Genomic DNA, 17,925 nt, shown 5'->3' on the forward strand with positions numbered 1-17,925 from the left:
CTAAAAACTTTCCTTTTTTGAAACAAATATTATATGTAATTCGTATATATGATTAAAGTACGGAGAGGGCGTGTAAACATGGGAATTTTACAAAATGATTGGGTAAGTTTTCTAATTACGTTTTTTGGGACGTTGTTTTTGGTTGGGGAGCTGCTTGTCAATGCACGGGGTTTATTTGGAATATTAGGGTTGGGGTTTATCACTGTATTCTTTTACTCCTTTCTTTCCCCAAGTATGTTTATTCTTATGATGTTGATTTATTTGATCGGTCTCATTTTAATTATCATTGATGGTAAATTGATTAATGATGGTACCTTAGCTACGATAGGTGCCGTTTGTATGATTATTGCAGTAGGATTCAGCTCACCTAATTGGGTTGCTGGCTTGTATGGTGTCATTGGTGTAATTCTCGGGGGGGCTAGTTCCCTTTTCTTTTTAAAGGCATTTAAAAGAAGAGATATGTGGTCTAAAATTACATTGATTGACCAATTATCTACAGAAGCTGGTTATAATACCATGAATGAAACCTACAAGAGTTTGTTGAACGAGGTAGGTGTCGCACAGACAGATATGCGTCCGGTGGGAACAGTACAAATTAACGGGAAAGATTATAGTGCTGTCACTAACGGTCAATGGATTTCCAGGGGTGCAACTATTATTGTAGAATCAGTAGACGGAACTAAGATATTGGTGGCAAAAAAACAAAATAATGACATAAAATGACCCGCCAGAAGGATTGGCGGGTCATTTCATTGTGGGGATATAGCGCATACTCAAAAACAGATAGACAGCGGTTGCAAAAATATAAACAAATATAATAGAAGAAACTGACCAGAGAAAGGATTCAACCACGACTAAAACGATGGTGGGAGCGGTGATGGAAAGTGTACTCATATTCCATAATTGCTTATAATCTGCTCGCTTGTTTCCAGCTTTTACATAGACGAGGCCGATGCTAGCCAATAAGCTGGCACTGCAGAATAATAACAATGAAATCAGCAAATAGATAAAGGGCAGGAAGATGATTGTAAAAACTCCGCTTGAGATTCCTTTCATTATTCCTCCAGCCTCTTCCCCTGCTGAAAATAAAGTAGAGGAAATCATACTTAAAAGTACTGGAATCAAGACTATCAAGCTTAAGAAGAAAATATAACCAATTGCTTTTCCGATCGATTGAAAACGAAAAGCGCTGATAAGTTTGAAATGATAACAGCTTTTTATCAATAATTGTGTTTTACTCATTAAAATATTCTCCTTTGATTATGTACCTCTTTTATATTAAAACAGGGAACGTGGCTCGACAAGAGAAATCTAATTATTAACCGAATGTAAATTTAGTGTTAAATTTGACAGTTTCCCTTTACAAATGTTTTGAAAGTCATTAATAATGGTAGAGGTGTTTAAAGAGAAACAAAACTTTGGATGAACAGAAGGGGTGGACAACCGTTGGAATTTGATGTTCAACAAATGATTTTTGAATTTATCGGCGGTCTGGGTATTTTCTTATTTGGATTGAAGTATATGGGAGACGGTTTGCAGCAGACAGCAGGAGATAATCTGCGCGACTTGCTGGATCGCTTTACCAGGAATCCTTTTATGGGAGTTATAGCAGGGGCATTTACGACAGTATTACTTCAAAGTAGTTCAACCACTACTGTATTGACGGTCGGTCTTGTAAATGCCGGCTTTATGACCTTTAGACAGGCGATCGGTGTTATTATGGGGGCCAATATCGGTACAACCATGACTGCATTTATTATTGGTATTGATATCAAGGCTTATGGCTTACCAATTCTTGCAGTAGGTGCATTCATGATTTTCTTCTTTAAGAATAAAAAGATTACTTACATTGGACAAACCATTTTTGGCCTTGGTGCACTATTCTTCGGTCTTGAAATGATGAGTGGCGGGATGAAGCCATTGCGTTCTTTGGAAGCCTTCCAGGAACTGACGCTTAATATGAGTCAAAACCCTATTCTTGGGGTAGTTGTAGGGACTGTATTTACGGTTATCGTCCAAAGCTCCAGTGCAACTATCGGTATCTTACAGGGACTGTATGGGGAAGGCCTTGTCAACTTACAAGCAGCTTTGCCAGTACTGTTCGGTGATAATATCGGTACAACGATAACGGCTGTATTAGCTGCGATTGGTGCCAGTGTCGGTGCAAGAAGAGCGGCCTTCACGCATGTTATCTTCAACTTGCTAGGTGCTGCACTGTTTTTAATTTTATTAAAACCATTCACTATGTATACGGAATGGCTCAAAAATACGCTTGACCTTAATCCGGAAATGACCATTGCATTTGCACACGGGTCATTTAATATAGCTAATACTATTTTGCAATTCCCGTTTATCGCTGTGTTAGCTTGGGTAGTTGTCAAGCTTGTGCCTGGTGAGGATTCCGCGGTGGATTCTAAACCACAACATTTAGACCCGATTTTTATTGAACAATCTCCATCGCTTGCATTAGACCAGGCGAAAGAAGAGGTTCTACGTATGGGAGATTTAGCGTATAAAGGGTTGGAAGAGGCCAGCAGTTATTCCAATAACCTGAAGCAGAAGCATGCGGAAGTAGCAATGCAGTTAGAAGATGCATTAAATAATCTAGATCGGAAAATTACAGATTATCTTGTTAAACTATCTGTTGCTCCGTTGACTGATGAAGACAGTAGAAAACACTCGGCCCTTCTTGATTCAGTCAGAGATTATGAACGTATCGGAGATCATTTTGAAAACATCATTGAGCTTATCGATTATAAGGTTTCAAACAAAGTTGATTTGACAGGGCAGGCTCAAGAAGACTTAAATGATATGTTCAACTTGACGCTTATGACTGTCAAACAAGCGACCAAAGCGTTAGAAACGATGGACCGTGAAGAAGCTCTCGCGGTTGTCCAGAAAGAAGATCAGATTGACCAAATGGAACGAACTTATCGTAAAAAGCATATTCTTCGCTTGAACGAAGGGTTATGTACAGGTCAAGCTGGTATCGTATTTGTAGATATAATCAGTAACTTGGAACGTATTGGAGACCATGCGGTTAACATTGCGGAAGAAGTGCTTGGTGAAGAGGAGCAGTAAAAACAAGACGCACTCAGTTAAGCTGAGTGCGTCTTGATTATGTTCAACGTGGAAAGAAACCATCGATAAAACCTGGCAAATTTATAAAAATTAGTCTTGAAAGCAGCTTTTGAACATGCTATATTATTTTTGTTGCTTTCTTACTGGTTAAGAATTTTTCATTGCTATTGACACCTTTTGAAATACATGATATATTATATCTCGTCGCTTCAACAAAGCCAACCTTTTCGAAAACACTTCGGAGTAAGCTTTGCGAAGCTAACCTCATCGAATAATCACCGAAGAAACTTTGCGAGGAATGCAACAGTACTATTTCAGCAAGGAAGACCAATTACAGAGTTGAATGACGAGCACTTAACTTGTAACTCAGTGATATACACTTTTATATTATTCCACCGTAGCTCAGTGGTAGAGCAATCGGCTGTTAACCGATTGGTCGTAGGTTCGAATCCTACCGGTGGAGCCTTCAATGTCGGCGTAGCTCAGCTGGCGAGAGCGTACGGTTCATACCCGTGAGGTCGGGGGTTCGATCCCCTCCGCCGACACCATACATACAAAAAACTTTATATTTTAAAACATGGCGGTCGTGGCGAAGTGGTTAACGCACCGGATTGTGGTTCCGGCATACGTGGGTTCGATCCCCACCGGTCGCCCCATGTGGACCCTTAGCTCAGCTGGTTAGAGCTATCGGCTCATAACCGATCGGTCGCAGGTTCGAATCCTGCAGGGTCCACCATTTTTTTTGCGGAGGAGTACCCAAGTCTGGTTGAAGGGAGCGGTCTTGAAAACCGCCAGGGGCTTCACGGCCCGCGGGGGTTCGAATCCCTCCTCCTCCGCCATTTTATATCATGTGTTAAGAATATTTAATGTTTACTAATGCGGCTTGGTAGCTCAGTCGGTAGAGCAACGGACTGAAAATCCGTGTGTCGGCGGTTCGATTCCGTCCCAAGCCACCACTTACATACCTAGCGATGCTGACTAACAGTCAGCATTTTTTTGTTTCTATAAAAGAATTATGTTTTAAGCAAATCTATTTGGGAAACATTATATAAGCAGGGTCAATAAAAGAAAATAAGAATATGCATAATATTTGCAACACTTCAGATGCTTTGGTAATGTTGCATTAGAGGCTTGAGAGCAGGGAACTGCTTCCAGGCACTAAGGTACATATTATAAAAAGGAGGAATTTCATTATGGCTAAATTTGAACTACCAGAACTACCATACGCTTATGATGCACTAGAACCACACATTGACAAGGAAACAATGAACATCCACCACACAAAACACCATAACACCTATGTGACAAAGCTGAACAATGCGCTTGAGGGCCATGCAGATTTAGAAAGCAAGTCATTAGATGATCTAGTCGGCAATCTTGACGCTGTACCGGAAGATATCCGCAATGCTGTCCGTAACAATGGTGGAGGACATGTAAACCACTCTCTATTCTGGCAAATCATGTCACCAAATGGTGGTGGAGAGCCATCAGGTGATTTGGCTAATGCTATTAACGAAAAATTTGGCAGCTTTGAACAATTCAAAGAAGAATTTGAAAATGTAGCCAAAGGTCGTTTTGGTTCTGGCTGGGCTTGGTTAGTAGTAAACAACGGAAACATCGAATTAATGGATACCATTAACCAGGACTCACCGATTATGGAAGGAAAAACTCCTATCTTAGGGCTGGACGTATGGGAGCATGCTTACTACCTTAAGTATCAGAACAAGCGCCCGGATTATGCGAAAGCATTCTGGAACGTAGTAAACTGGGAAGAAGTTTCTAAGCGTTATCAAGATGCTAAATAATAGTAATGAAAAGCGCGGATTAATTTCCGCGCTTTTTTCATGCCCATAAAATTGCATATCTCCAATCCATTTGAAGAAACTAAAGAAGGACAGTAAAGGAGATTGGAGATATGAAAAAAATATTACACTCCCTTTTAGGGCCGACTGAAGTGAATAAGGATTTACTGCTATTGCTTTTAATTGGCGGTCTTTATTCCTTGGGCATCTTTTTATCGAATACATTCGTTAATGTTTATTTGTGGAAGCAATCCAGCGAGTATACAGCGATCGCGTTATATAATTTGAGTATCTATATTTTGCAGCCCATTACTTTCATTTTTGCAGGAAAATTCGCGAAGAAGGTGGATCGCGTTGTCGTACTGCGGGCAGGGGTAATATTTTTATCCTTGTTTTTCTTGACGGTATTGGTGGTAGGAGAGAAGGCCGCCAGCTTTAATATGTTGCTGGGCGGTTTATTAGGTGTTGGTTACGGCTTTTACTGGCTCGCCTTTAATGTGCTGACATTCGAAATTACAGAACCAGAAACGCGTGATTTCTTTAATGGCTTTTTAGGACTGCTGCAATCTTTCGGTGGTATGATCGGACCTATATTAGCCGGTTTAATCATCGCTAATATGACTGCGTTTACAGGTTATACCGTGATTTTTACCATTTCGTTCGTCTTATTCATTTGTGCGGTAATCACAAGCTTCTTTTTAAAGCGGAGAAAAGCGAAAGGGAATTTCTCTTTTAAGCGAATCTTTGAAGAACGTAAGACCAATAAAAATTGGGGGAAAATCTTGAATGCCCACATTTTTCAAGGACTCAGGGAAGGGACATTTTTATTTGTCATTTCCATTTGGGTGTATATCGCTACTCAGAGTGAATTATCTTTAGGTATGTTCAATCTGGTATACTCCGGGAGTGCCTTTGTGCTTTATTTCCTTGCAACAAAGTATATCAAACCCCGACTTAGAAAATGGGCGATCTTCGCAGGCGGGGTTTCGTTATACCTGGCGCTCTCTATCTTATTAATTAATGTAAACTTCACAACCTTGTTGATTTATGCGGCAGTGATAGGAATATCTTATCCGATACTGTATGTGCCCTACATTTCTTTGACTTATGATGTTATCGGTAAGTCATGGAAAGCGGCAGAAATGAGGATTGAATATATTGTGGTGCGTGAACTATTTTTAAATGCAGGAAGAGTATTGTCTATTATTATTTTCTTGATTGGCATCACGTTGTTCACTCCAGAACAGGCTATTCCTTTCATCCTGTTAATTGTAGGATCCGGACACTTCTGGATTTACTTTTTTGTGAAAGGCATTGATTTACGTAAACAGGAGGAAACAGAAAGTGCGTACGTCACAGATACCACAATGACTACTAGTAAAAACCCTTAATATCCCCCATTGGCAACTATTTATATTTCTTGGAAGATGTTATAATGATTGGGTGGAATTTGACATATAAGGGGGAGGACGATGGGGAAAAGCAAAAAGAAAAAATCGCATCTTCCTTTGAGAATGAATATTTTGTTCTTTGTGATTTTTTTATTATTCGCTTCATTGATATTGCAATTGGGCGTCGTACAGATTTTATACGGAGAAGATGCCCAGGAAGAAATTAACCGCACGGAAAATACCACCATTCATACACCAGTGCCAAGAGGTAAAATGTATGATCGTTTCGGAAGGGTTCTTGTAGATAACGAACCGCTTTATTCGATTACATACACGCCTCCAAAAGGGGTACAGCCGATGGATCGACTGGAGTTAGCGGAAGATCTGGCTGCGTATATCAGTATGGGAGATAAGAAAGAGTTAGAGAAAATCGTAAGGGAACGTGATTTAAAAGAATATTATTATTTGCTTCATGATAAAGAAGTGAATGAAAGAGTGACACCAGAAGAGGCAGAGAACTTATCCAATGGAGAAGTATATCAATTGATGCTCGATCGAATCACTGAAGAAGAAATTAAAACGATCCCATTCGAAAAGTACCAGGTTATTGCAATCAAGAAAGAGTTGGATCAGGCTTCTGCATTAGCTCCGCATATCATTAAGAATGAAGACATCACGATTGAGGAATATGCGACAGTTGCCGAACATTTGAATCAACTGCCTGGTATCAATGTAACATCTGATTGGAATCGAAAATATCCATTTGAAGGTACGCTGCGAAATTATATCGGAAGTATCACTACAGCCGAACAGGGTATTCCGCGGGCCAACCAGGATTATTATCTGTCCTTGGATTATAGTCGTAATGACCGTGTCGGGAAAAGCGGCCTCGAAGAAGAGTATGAAAGTGTATTAAGAGGAACAAAGGAAAAAATTCGTTATGAAACAGATAAAAAACATAATATCGTCAACTCCGAAGTGGTCAGGAAAGGTTCCAGGGGGGACGATTTAGTACTTTCTATCGATATCGAATTGCAGAAGCGGGTCGATGAAATCGTGGCACGCAGACTGAAAGAAGAGATAGCCCGCCAGCCTTATAAAAACCGATTTCTAGAGGATGCGTTGGTGGTCATGATGGATCCTAATACCGGAGAAGTACTGGCAGTTTCAGGGATGCATTATAACCGTGATAGGGAATCTGATGAACCTTTAGTAGAAGACCATTCTTATAAAGCAATCCAGGCCCAGCATCTTCCTGGTTCAGCGGTCAAAGGTGCTACAGTTTTGATGGCCTTACATGAAGGGGTTATGCAGCCGGGTGAAACGATTTACGACAGAACATTAAAAATTGCGAGCACACCTGATAAAAGTTCCTGGCGGACATTAGGACCAGTAAATGACATAACAGCATTGCAGAAGTCTTCAAACGTTTATATGTTCTTAGCCGGCATCAGAATGGGAGGAGATACCTACATTCCGAATGACCCATTAGGATTCAGGAGCGGAACATACGAAAAGTTTCTTTATTATTATAACCAGTTTGGTCTAGGGGTACCTACTGGAATTGACATGCCTTATGAAGCTGTCGGTTATATCGGTGAAGATCCGAATCCAGGAATTCAGCTTGACTTAATGATTGGCCAGTACAATTCTTACACAACCATGCAATTGGCTCAGTATGTGTCAACCATTGCCAATGATGGTTACCGTGTCAAGCCTCATTTAGTCAAAGAAATCCGCAAGCCTTCTAATGAACCAGGTGAGTTAGGACCAGTCAGCCAGAATATTAACACGACAGTGCTAAATCGCATTGATATGGAGCAGAAGTATATTGATCGTGTACAGCTTGGTTTCCAGTATGCTTTTCAGCGTACTGGCGGAACTGCGAACGGGTATTTCGATGATGTCGACTACAGCCCGGCTGGAAAAACCGGTACAGCGGAAAATGAGGTCTATTTAAAAGACAGTAACGGAAAACCTTATAAGATTGATACAGAGAACTTGACGATGGTAGGATATGCACCACACAATGATCCAGAAGTAGCCTTCTCTGTAGTGGTGCCTCATGTCGGCAAAGGTGCAGGTTCTAGTATCAACAAATATATTACAAAAGACATTCTCGATGCGTATTTTGAATTGAAAGAAGAACGCAGCAAAGAAGGCGTCAAGAACTTAAATGAAAAACTGGATGTGGAAAATGAGGAAGAGAAAGAAGAGTGATACCTTACGGGTATTGCTCTTTTTTTTATTTAGCAAATTATAAAATTTTCTTTTTGTGGATAACTTCAGGTAGTGGGTGTCATCCAGCTCCAGCGCCTACCCCCCTCGAGGTCTTAAGTCAATCCTCTCTGTGACAAAGAACGTCATGGCGAGGCTTGTCTTAAGATTGTCGGGGGTGAGCAAGGCGCTTGCGCTTTTGTTCTGCAATCAATGCATTTACACAATCTTTACACTGGATTCATTCTGATTTAAAACTATGACTCTATGATAGGAATTGTAGTTGGCCATGCCAACCGACACATATCAAATAGTGTAGGGGGAAAAGAAATGAAGAATTTCAAGAATTTCGCACTACTATTTTCACTAGTTCTTATGCTAGGTGCATTGGCAGCGTGTGGCGGCCAATCTGGCGGAGAAGAAAATGGAGAATCTATGAAAGGCAACATCTCTATTGATGGCTCTTCTACCGTATTCCCGATCATGGAAGCTTTGACGTATGAATATAACAAGAAAAACCCCGAAGTCAACGTATCAGTAAATGCTTCTGGTTCCGGTGGAGGATTTAAGAAGTTCACCAAAGGTGAAACAGATTTCAGTAATGCATCAAGACCAATCAAAGAAGAAGAAAAGCAAGCAGCTGAGGAAAATGGTGTTGAGTACAAAGAATTAGAAGTAGCAAAAGATGGACTTTCAGTAGTTGTTAGTAAACAAAATGATTTCGTAGATGAGCTTTCAGTAGAAGATTTAAAAAAGATTTTTACAGATGGTAATAATGCAACTAAATGGTCCGATATCAATCCAGAATGGCCGGATGAAACAATTAAAATCTACAGCCCTGGTCATGATTCAGGAACTTTCGACTACTTTAACGAAGTGGTATTGGAAGACCAGCCAATGAAAGAAGGATCAAATACCACTCTATCTGAAGACGATAATGTTTTAGTACGAGGAATTGAAAGTGATCCTAACGCAATCGGATTCTTTGGTTACGCCTACTACAAGGAAAACGAAGACAGTTTGAAAGTATTAGGCATCAAAGATGGGGAAGGAAAAGCGGTAAAACCGACTCCGGAAACAATTCAGGATGGTTCTTACACACCTTTCTCCCGTCCATTGTTCACTTATGTAAATATGAAATCTTACAAAGAAAAAGAGCAAGTAAAAGACTTTTCTGAATACCTCATGAAAAATGCAGGTAAAGCCGCAGAGCAAGTCGGTTACGTAGCTCTTCCAGAAGAAAAATATCAAGAACAGCTGGACGCCTTAAAATCTGAAGCTGAATAAACAGTTGTTAAAAGAAATATGAGGGAGGGTGGGGCTTAAGAGCAGCCCCACCTTGCTGTATGAAAATAAGAGAATACGTTAAACGCCTTTTATGGATGAAAGGGGATTTATCATGGGAAAAGCTTTACAAAATGAAGCTATGAATATAGATGTCCAAACAATGATTGAAAATAAAAGAAAAAAGAAAAGTGTTTCTGGTAAATTGGAAAAGCTCATTCCTGCCTTTTTGTTTTTGTGTGCTGCAGTGAGTGTATTGACAACTGCAGGAATTCTTTTCACATTGCTTAGAGAATCGATTACTTTTTTCAGCACCACTTCAATTGTTGACTTTTATACTGGTACACAGTGGTCCCCATGGACAGGACATTTTGGAGTATTACCGTTGATCACTGGAACACTGCTGATAACCTTGATTGCTGCTATTGTAGCTATCCCGTTAGGGTTGATGTCAGCCATTTTCTTGAGTGAGTATGCAAGTGATCGTGCACGTAAAATAATCAAGCCTACGTTGGAAGTACTTGCAGGTATTCCTACTGTGGTATACGGGTTCTTTGCCTTGACATTTGTAACACCATTGTTGAAAAATATCGTCCCAGGATTAGGGATTTTCAATGCATTAAGTGCGGGGATCGTTGTCGGAATTATGATCATCCCTATGATCGCATCCCTGTCTGAAGATGCCATGAACTCTGTGCCAAACAGTTTGAGAGAAGGTGCGCTAGCTTTAGGTGCTACCAGGTTGGAAGTTGCCATGAAAGTAGTACTTCCTGCTGCTTTTTCTGGAATTGTAGCATCTATTGTCCTGGCAGTCTCACGGGCGATTGGTGAAACCATGATTGTTGTTATCGCGGCGGGTGCTTCGCCGACTTTGACATTCGATCCTACTCGTTCAATTCAGACGTTGACTGCCTTTATTGTACAGGGGGCGACAGGGGATACCACCTTCGGTTCAACTATTTATTATAGTATTTATGCTGTAGGAGCGACACTGTTCGTGTTCACGTTACTGATGAACATGCTTTCCCAGTATATCTCGCGTAAGTTCAAGGAGGAATACTGATGCCAGGTATTGATGAAAGAAATAGTTTAAAAAGAATACGTGGAAGAGTGCTTCTGAACAATGTGCTTAAAGGTTTATTTTTTGTTTCAACTACAATCGGTCTGATCTTCCTGGCACTATTGTTATATCGTATATTGACTCAAGGAACTGGTTATTTTAATTTAGGCTTTATCTCAAGCTTTCCAGCCCCTTATCCAGAAGAAGCAGGTATCTTTGCAGGACTTATCGGGTCTATCATGATGATCGCGATAGTTGCACCTGTAGCAATTACACTAGGGGTAGGTACAGCTATCTTCCTGGAAGAGTATGCCTATAAAAACCGTTGGACAAAATTTATTCAAGTTAACATTCAAAATTTAGCTGGTGTACCGTCCATTGTATATGGACTGCTAGGTCTTACTTTCTTTGTGTATATGCTCCGTTTTGGCTATACACTTCTCGCGGGCGGCCTGACAATGGCACTATTGGTATTGCCGGTAATTGTTGTGGCGGCACAGGAGGCAATAAGGTCTGTACCTTCAGATATTAAGGAAGCTTCCTATGGTATGGGGGCATCCAAATGGCAGACCATTCGCCGTGTCATTCTTCCTGCTGCACTTCCCGGTATCCTTACTGGTACTATTCTGGCATTATCACGTGCAATTGGAGAAACGGCTCCGTTGATTATTGTTGGAGCTGCTACGGCACTTTACACATTGCCTGATTCGCTGCTTTCTAAGTATACCGTAATGCCGATTCAAATTTTTAACTGGACTGGCCGTCCTCAAGAAGAATGGCAATTCGTAGCTGCGGCAGGAATTCTAGTATTGCTGATTGTGCTATTATTCATGAATGCTATTGCGGTTTTCATCCGTAACAAGTTCCAAAAACGGTATTAAACTCTGTTAGGAGGATTTGTATCAATGAATACTCTATTGAAACAAAAGAAAGTAGATAATAAAACGTCAGTCAAGCCGGATTTAAAAGAAAACAACCAAACAAAGAGTGAGGCTGCTATGGATAAAAATGTATTTGAAGTCAATAATTTAAACCTTTGGTATGGAAATGACCAGGCTTTATATGAAATCAATATGAATGTTCCTCAAAATAAAGTGACAGCAATCATCGGTCCATCGGGTTGTGGTAAATCGACTTATTTGAAAACTCTCAATCGTATGGTCGAAATGGTCCCGATTGTTAAAACTTCAGGCTCCATCAAGTATAACGGAGAAGATATATTTTCAGATAAACACAGTGTGGAGGGCTTAAGAACTAAAGTAGGGATGGTTTTTCAAAAGCCTAACCCATTTCCGAAATCTATTTATGACAATATCGCTTACGGACCGCGCATTCATGGGGTTAAGAAAAAAGCGGTGTTAGATAAAATTGTGGAGAAGAGTCTTCGTGATGCAGCTATTTGGGATGAGGTAAAAGATCGTCTCGATGAAAATGCTTTTGGCTTATCAGGTGGTCAGCAGCAAAGGATTTGTATTGCCCGGGCTTTAGCTATTGAACCGGATGTCATTTTAATGGATGAACCAACATCTGCCCTGGACCCTATTTCAACCTTGAAAGTGGAAGAGTTAGTTCAAGAGTTGAAGAAGAAATATAGCATCATCATTGTCACTCATAATATGCAGCAGGCAGCAAGAATCTCCGATAAAACTGCGTTTTTCTTAAATGGGGAACTGATTGAATTCGCTGATACGGATAAGCTGTTCTCTAATCCGACAGATAAGCGGACAGAAGATTATATCAGTGGAAGATTCGGTTAATATTATTTTCAGGAGGAGAGTCATTTTATGCCGACAAGGGAATATTTTTCAGAGGAACTAAATAACCTGAAAGCAGACATCCGAGAATTAGCAGAAGACACGAAGCAGGCGTTAGTAAAAGCGATAGACGCACTGTATGATCGTGATGTGAATAAAGCACAACAGATTAGGGATGATGACCATCTTATTGATAAGAAAGAAGAAGATATCAATGAGAAAGTAATGATCCTGATTGCTAAACAACAGCCGGTAGCGACCGATCTACGGAGGTTGATCATAGCTATCAAGATTGCGAATGACCTGGAAAGAATGGCCGATCATGCAAAAAATATTTCTAAAGCAACCCAGCATTTAGGTGAAAATCACCCGATTTCCATTCACCCAGGAATAAGAGAAATGGCTAACGTTGCTTTTGATATGGTAGATGTCGCTCAGCAGGCATTTGAGCTTGAAGATATTTCATTTGCCCAGAAGCTTTCAGAGATGGATGATATTATTGATGAAAAGTATGGAAGTATTGTAAGGGAACTGCTTGAATTGACAGCCACCAGTCCGGATCAAATCCAATATTTGATGCAAATGGCTTATTCGGCACGCTATATTGAACGTTTTGCCGATCATATTACGAACATTGGTGAAGAAATCTTTTTCCTTGTCAAAGGCAGAACTTATGATTTGAATGAGTGAGTAAAAAAAGAAGGGCCGAAGAGATGTCATCCATCCTTTGCCCTTCTTTTTTATTTTGACTATGTTAAATCTCAGTTTTGATTTACAGTGGAGCTCCCGTTTGCGGAAGACTTAGTTTCGATATAGTGGGAGCCGTTACCATGAGTGCAAGAGGATTTTTTGCTTTACAATAAACACCGATTATTTGGATGTGATTTCTTTAGCAATTTCCTTGTAAGACATTTCATTGTTTAATTCAAACGTACCAACTTGCAGGTAACGACTGTAATCTGCTTCATCTAAATATTGTTGAAAATTGATTTGGTCCATAATCATATTTTCTTTTTCAAGGATAGCGGCTATTGCATTTGAACTCATGCCCTGTTCAATTTTGATAACCACTTTTTTCTGCTTTCCATTATTGCTCGATTTCTCATCTTTATTAACTTTATCATCTTTGGAGTGTTCCGCTTTCTTTGGAGGCTTGTGCTGCTGGGTGAGCTTTTTTTCATACGCGGACTTTTCCAAAACGATATAGCCCTTTTGACTTAACGATTCTATCGTTTTTTCCATCGATTGGACGTGGGGGGTATTTTCGCTATTCCAGATGATGAAGAAAACTGACGAACAAGCCAGCAAACCTAATGCGAATGCTCTTACAAATAGCTTCATAAGCTGATCCTCTTAGCATTGATTTGTTCTAAAATGGAGCGGATATCATTTTCCTGCAGGGTAGTTTTTTCAGCAATCTGGGCTACGGTGTAACCTTGTTTCACCATTGATTCTACTTGCTTATAAAGAGGGATCTCTTGGTCGTTATCCTTATCAGGTAATTGGAATAATAATTCTTCTTCGAGGATATTCAATTTTCTTTTCAATTTATATGTTTCCTGGAGAGAAGAGATTGAAATTTGTTCTACTTCATCTTCTAATTGCTTTAAGCGATCATTCATGAAAAAAGACAGGATAAATAAAAGAAGACCGATAACGGCTGTTGTGATAATGGCAGTGGTCATATGGGTTCACTCCTATGTAAATTACATTACATTTATATCATAATAAGCCAGATTTTTCTATACTGCGCATGAAGTTTGGTGAATTAATTTAATAGCATGCTTGAAAGGAAAGTGTAGTTCTGCTATTATAAATAAGTCTGATATTATCAACTAAGAGACTTATGAAACGAGATAGGATATGGAGGGATAAACATGCGTGTAAACATTACACTTGCTTGCACTGAGACTGGTGACCGCAATTATATTACAACTAAAAACAAGCGTACGAATCCGGAGCGTCTTGAGCTGAAAAAATACAGCCCACGCCTTCGTAAATATACGCTACACCGTGAGACTAAGTAAGCAGTAGGATATTTGATCCTACTGTTTTTTTATACATAATTTAACCTGCACATATCACGTGAAAATGCACCTGGTGAGGAGTGGTTCTGATGGACAAAGTGCAACTAAGAGCCCGAGGCAAACAAATAATGGCTAACTTTTCAACTGAAGAGAAAAATACGATTGAACATGAACTTGCAGAGCATTTATTCAATTCGATGATTTTCAAGCAGGCAAGTACTATCGGGATAACAATTTCTCAAAAAAATGAGTGGTCGACTACTTCTATTATTCAAAAAGCCTGGAAGGAAGGGAAGAGAGTGACCGTTCCTAAATGTGATCCCGGTCCGAAGCATCTCCACTTCTATCAATTAGATAGTTTCGATCAATTAGAAACTGTTTATTTCGGTTTGCAAGAACCAGACCCTTCCCGATGTGAACATGTAAACAGGGAAACGATAGATTTGATTATAGTTCCAGGGTTGGTATTTGATCTCCACGGGTATCGTATTGGGTATGGAGGAGGTTTTTATGACCGTTATTTATCTGGCTACAAAGGGGAAACAGTAGCTCTTGCTTCTAAAGAACAGGTAGTTAAAAACCTCCCTCACGAAAAGTTCGATATACCGGTAACCCATTTAATTACAGAAGATGGCTATGTCTTTTAATAACAATGGTTCCTTCCCTTAGCCAAATCCGTTAGAAAGCAAGTAGGAGTGATAATGATGCAAAACCGCTACTCAAGACAAATACTCTTTCAACCAATCGGAGAAAAGGGCCAAGCCCAGTTGCAGCAAAAAACGGTGTTGGTAGCAGGTGCAGGAGCGCTTGGAACAGTGGCAAGCAACCATTTGGTCAGAGCTGGAGTCGGTCATATACGTATTGTGGACCGTGATTTTGTTGAATACAGCAATCTTCAGAGACAGATGCTATACACTGAACAAGATGCTAAAGATATGCTGCCAAAGGCAGTGGCGGCTGAAAACAGATTAAAGGAAATAAACCCTGAAGTTACGGTAGAAGGCCTAGTCGCTGATATTACCTCTGAAAATATTGAAAAACTGATGGATGGCGTCGATGTAGTGATAGATGGAACTGATAATTTTTCTACTCGATATCTTTTGAACGATGCCTCCTTTAAACTGGGAATCCCATTTGCTTATGGAGGTGCTGTCAGTTCAAGAGGGATGACGGCATTTTTTGTACCAGGTGAAACACCATGTCTGAGATGTGTGGTGCCAGATGGGGCAGGAAGTGGACAAACATGCGATACTGTTGGGGTAATTGCCCCAGTTGTAGACATGGTGTCGTCTTTTCAAGTTACAGAAGTAATGAAATATTTAACAAATAACCATAAGGCATTAAGGAGAGACTTATATTCCTTTGATATTTGGCATAACCAGCAATTTTCTATGAAGCTTAAAGACCCTGTATCTAATTGTACCACCTGTCAAACCAAAGCTTTTCCGTATCTTCATACCGATAACGAACAAGATTATAGCGTTCTTTGCGGTCGTGATTCTGTTCAAATCCATAAAAGGGAACAATTTGATTTAAATACATGGCAACAGCGACTCCAAACCATTGCGGAAGTGAAAAAGACCCCCTTTCTTTTAAAAGCCACCTTAGATTCTGGAGAAACCTTAGTTTTGTTTCCGGATGGACGTGTATTAGTACAAGGGATTGATGACATTACGCGTGCGAAAACCATTTATGATCGGCTGATTGGTTCGTAAGTTTTTAAATTTGTCATGATTTCAAGCGTTTTCAGTGATTGAAGAGTTTGTGAAATAGTGTACAATCTAAAGGGAAAGGTTAACACAGGAAGGGAGCTGAAAAGATGGAAAGAGTAAATCGTGTTGCATTAATAGGTACGGGATTTGTCGGGTCAAGCTATGCTTTTGCATTGTTGAATCAAGGTGTAGCTGATGAATTGGTTATGATTGATTTAAATAAGGGTAAATCAGAAGGCGATGCCATGGATCTCAATCATGGATTACCTTTTGCTCCTGGCAGTCAAAGAATTTGGTTTGGTGATTATGGCGATTGCAAGGATGCAGACCTTGTAGTCATTACCGCTGGTGCGAATCAGAAACCGGGGGAGACCAGACTTGATTTAGTTGAAAAAAACAGTAAAATATTCAAGGAAATAGTCACTTCTGTAATGGGAAGTGGTTTTGACGGAATCTTCGTTGTAGCAACAAACCCTGTTGATATATTGACTTATATGACTTGGAAATTTTCCGGGCTTCCATCCCATCGTGTCATAGGTTCAGGTACGATCCTGGATACAGCAAGACTACGGTATCTCTTAAGTGATTATTTCAACGTAGATGCAAGAAATGTCCACGCTTATATCATGGGAGAACATGGTGATTCTGAGCTGCCGGTATGGAGTCACGCTAATATCGGTGGCAGGTCTGTGTTCGACCGCATCCATGAGCGTCCTGATGATTATAAAGTGGAAGACTTAGATGACATCTTCATTAATGTACGCGATGCAGCTTACCATATCATTCAGCGAAAAGGTGCTACGTATTATGGAATCGCTATGGGGTTAGTGCGACTTACGAAAGCAATTCTGCATAATGAAAATTCTGTATTGACCGTGTCCGCCTATTTAGAAGGTGAATATGGGGAAGATGATATATATATCGGTGTTCCGGCAATTGTAAACCGGAGCGGAATCAGAGAGGTATTAAAGTTGAATTTAGATCGCGTGGAAGAAGATCAGTTCAAACGATCTGCAGGTGTGCTGAGAGAAACGATGGATCCACTTGTCCAAAAGTTCTTCGAGAATAAATAAGCACTATTGTGAAATCATAAAGATATCTAACTCAACTGAAGGGGTGTCTTTATGAGAGCTGCCGTATCTACTATCATCGGCTTTGCGATACTACTGATATTGTTGAAATATCGTTTCAAACTGATCAACCAATTGCTTGCAATTCACTTAATAAGAAAACTCGTTGCTATGTTCCTCGTCAATGTACCTGGTGTAAGAGAACGATTATTCCGTACCTCTATCCTGTAAATTTTATGTTATGACATGGAGGGTCTGTCGCCGCTAGCAACTGCTTGCGCTTCAGGCTCTTTTTATTTTGTTTGAATGATATGGAGAGGCTCTGTTAAACATTGTGGTGATTTTTTCATAAGCGCCCTATTCAATTAAAAGCCGAAAAGTCGAAGACTTGATTTCGAGATGATTTGGATCCGTTGCCGAATCAGGAGAAGGGAGTCTGGGAAACGGTTCTCTTTCCTGTGGGGAAGCCCGCAAGCCTCCTCAACTTCGTCTTTCGGGGTCTCACCTGTCATTTCCATCCCGCAGAA

18 protein-coding genes and 6 tRNA genes are annotated in these 17,925 nt (G+C 40.2%); 21 read left to right on the forward strand and 3 right to left on the reverse strand.

Features of this window, described 5'->3' with window-relative positions; translation table 11 throughout:
- Positions 1 to 78: 78 nt before the first annotated feature.
- Entirely contained in the window at positions 79 to 723 is a 645-nt protein-coding gene (locus tag ACGTN9_RS03940; RefSeq protein WP_499590763.1) for an NfeD family protein, read from the forward strand.
- Positions 724 to 744: 21 nt separating this feature from the next.
- On the opposite strand, the gene ACGTN9_RS03945 is transcribed toward ACGTN9_RS03940, so the two are convergent.
- Complete coding sequence (locus ACGTN9_RS03945) at positions 745 to 1,242, reverse strand: DUF1189 family protein (RefSeq protein ID WP_499590765.1); 498 nt, start codon at positions 1,240 to 1,242, stop codon at positions 745 to 747.
- 204 nt (positions 1,243 to 1,446) lie between these two features.
- On the opposite strand from ACGTN9_RS03945, the gene ACGTN9_RS03950 reads away from it, so the two are divergent.
- The 15 genes from ACGTN9_RS03950 (at position 1,447) to phoU (ending at position 13,279) form a co-directional block, all read left to right on the forward strand.
- Positions 1,447 to 3,081 (forward strand): Na/Pi cotransporter family protein, encoded by a 1,635-nt coding sequence (locus tag ACGTN9_RS03950; RefSeq protein ID WP_499590767.1) that lies wholly within the window; start codon positions 1,447 to 1,449, stop codon positions 3,079 to 3,081.
- A 391-nt stretch (positions 3,082 to 3,472) separates the two neighbouring features.
- Positions 3,473 to 3,544 (forward strand) — tRNA-Asn (locus tag ACGTN9_RS03955).
- Positions 3,545 to 3,552: 8 nt separating this feature from the next.
- Positions 3,553 to 3,629 (forward strand) — tRNA-Met (locus tag ACGTN9_RS03960).
- Positions 3,630 to 3,661: 32 nt separating this feature from the next.
- Positions 3,662 to 3,737, forward strand: a tRNA-His gene (locus ACGTN9_RS03965).
- Positions 3,738 to 3,740: 3 nt separating this feature from the next.
- Positions 3,741 to 3,817: transfer RNA gene (locus ACGTN9_RS03970), tRNA-Ile, on the forward strand.
- Between the two features lie 10 nt (positions 3,818 to 3,827).
- Positions 3,828 to 3,920: transfer RNA gene (locus ACGTN9_RS03975), tRNA-Ser, on the forward strand.
- A 41-nt stretch (positions 3,921 to 3,961) separates the two neighbouring features.
- A tRNA-Phe gene (locus ACGTN9_RS03980) sits at positions 3,962 to 4,037 on the forward strand.
- Between the two features lie 237 nt (positions 4,038 to 4,274).
- A complete protein-coding gene (locus ACGTN9_RS03985; protein ID WP_093045580.1) occupies positions 4,275 to 4,886 on the forward strand; it encodes a superoxide dismutase in 612 nt (203 codons plus the stop codon).
- Between the two features lie 110 nt (positions 4,887 to 4,996).
- A complete protein-coding gene (locus tag ACGTN9_RS03990) occupies positions 4,997 to 6,274 on the forward strand; it encodes an MFS transporter (protein ID WP_499590769.1) in 1,278 nt (425 codons plus the stop codon).
- Between the two features lie 81 nt (positions 6,275 to 6,355).
- Positions 6,356 to 8,494, forward strand: a complete 2,139-nt coding sequence (locus ACGTN9_RS03995; protein ID WP_499590771.1) for a peptidoglycan D,D-transpeptidase FtsI family protein — start codon at positions 6,356 to 6,358, stop codon at positions 8,492 to 8,494.
- Positions 8,495 to 8,821: 327 nt separating this feature from the next.
- Positions 8,822 to 9,778 (forward strand): PstS family phosphate ABC transporter substrate-binding protein, encoded by a 957-nt coding sequence (locus ACGTN9_RS04000; protein WP_499590773.1) that lies wholly within the window; start codon positions 8,822 to 8,824, stop codon positions 9,776 to 9,778.
- A gap of 112 nt (positions 9,779 to 9,890) precedes the next feature.
- Positions 9,891 to 10,838, forward strand: coding sequence for a phosphate ABC transporter permease subunit PstC (gene pstC / locus ACGTN9_RS04005; RefSeq protein ID WP_499590775.1), 948 nt, complete (start codon positions 9,891 to 9,893; stop codon positions 10,836 to 10,838).
- Complete coding sequence (pstA, locus tag ACGTN9_RS04010) at positions 10,838 to 11,716, forward strand: phosphate ABC transporter permease PstA (protein ID WP_499590777.1); 879 nt, start codon at positions 10,838 to 10,840, stop codon at positions 11,714 to 11,716. Before pstC ends, pstA begins: the two co-directional genes overlap by 1 nt.
- A 117-nt stretch (positions 11,717 to 11,833) precedes the next feature.
- Positions 11,834 to 12,592 (forward strand): phosphate ABC transporter ATP-binding protein PstB, encoded by a 759-nt coding sequence (gene pstB, locus ACGTN9_RS04015; protein ID WP_499591281.1) that lies wholly within the window; start codon positions 11,834 to 11,836, stop codon positions 12,590 to 12,592.
- Positions 12,593 to 12,619: 27 nt separating this feature from the next.
- The gene (gene phoU / locus ACGTN9_RS04020) at positions 12,620 to 13,279 is read left to right on the forward strand and encodes a phosphate signaling complex protein PhoU (RefSeq protein ID WP_499590779.1); all 660 of its coding nucleotides are present in this window, start codon (positions 12,620 to 12,622) and stop codon (positions 13,277 to 13,279) included.
- A gap of 180 nt (positions 13,280 to 13,459) precedes the next feature.
- Here phoU and ACGTN9_RS04025 read toward each other — a convergent pair whose 3' ends face one another.
- Positions 13,460 to 13,930, reverse strand: coding sequence for a hypothetical protein (locus ACGTN9_RS04025; protein ID WP_499590781.1), 471 nt, complete (start codon positions 13,928 to 13,930; stop codon positions 13,460 to 13,462).
- A complete protein-coding gene (locus tag ACGTN9_RS04030) occupies positions 13,927 to 14,274 on the reverse strand; it encodes a hypothetical protein (protein WP_499590783.1) in 348 nt (115 codons plus the stop codon). The genes ACGTN9_RS04025 and ACGTN9_RS04030 overlap by 4 nt, the downstream gene beginning before the upstream one ends.
- A gap of 192 nt (positions 14,275 to 14,466) precedes the next feature.
- On the opposite strand from ACGTN9_RS04030, the gene rpmG reads away from it, so the two are divergent.
- From rpmG to yqgO, 5 genes are all read left to right on the forward strand, one after another.
- Positions 14,467 to 14,616 (forward strand): 50S ribosomal protein L33, encoded by a 150-nt coding sequence (gene rpmG, locus ACGTN9_RS04035; protein WP_028783218.1) that lies wholly within the window; start codon positions 14,467 to 14,469, stop codon positions 14,614 to 14,616.
- Between the two features lie 89 nt (positions 14,617 to 14,705).
- Positions 14,706 to 15,263, forward strand: a complete 558-nt coding sequence (locus ACGTN9_RS04040; protein ID WP_499590785.1) for a 5-formyltetrahydrofolate cyclo-ligase — start codon at positions 14,706 to 14,708, stop codon at positions 15,261 to 15,263.
- 57 nt (positions 15,264 to 15,320) lie between these two features.
- Positions 15,321 to 16,331 (forward strand): ThiF family adenylyltransferase, encoded by a 1,011-nt coding sequence (locus tag ACGTN9_RS04045; protein WP_499590787.1) that lies wholly within the window; start codon positions 15,321 to 15,323, stop codon positions 16,329 to 16,331.
- A 104-nt stretch (positions 16,332 to 16,435) separates the two neighbouring features.
- The gene (locus ACGTN9_RS04050) at positions 16,436 to 17,401 is read left to right on the forward strand and encodes an L-lactate dehydrogenase (protein ID WP_499590789.1); all 966 of its coding nucleotides are present in this window, start codon (positions 16,436 to 16,438) and stop codon (positions 17,399 to 17,401) included.
- Between the two features lie 51 nt (positions 17,402 to 17,452).
- Positions 17,453 to 17,629, forward strand: a complete 177-nt coding sequence (gene yqgO, locus ACGTN9_RS04055) for a protein YqgO (RefSeq protein ID WP_499590791.1) — start codon at positions 17,453 to 17,455, stop codon at positions 17,627 to 17,629.
- The last annotated feature ends 296 nt before the right edge of the window (positions 17,630 to 17,925 follow it).

The organism is Halobacillus sp. B23F22_5, from assembly GCF_043497085.1.
In the GTDB taxonomy this organism is placed as follows: domain Bacteria; phylum Bacillota; class Bacilli; order Bacillales; family Halobacillaceae; genus Thalassobacillus.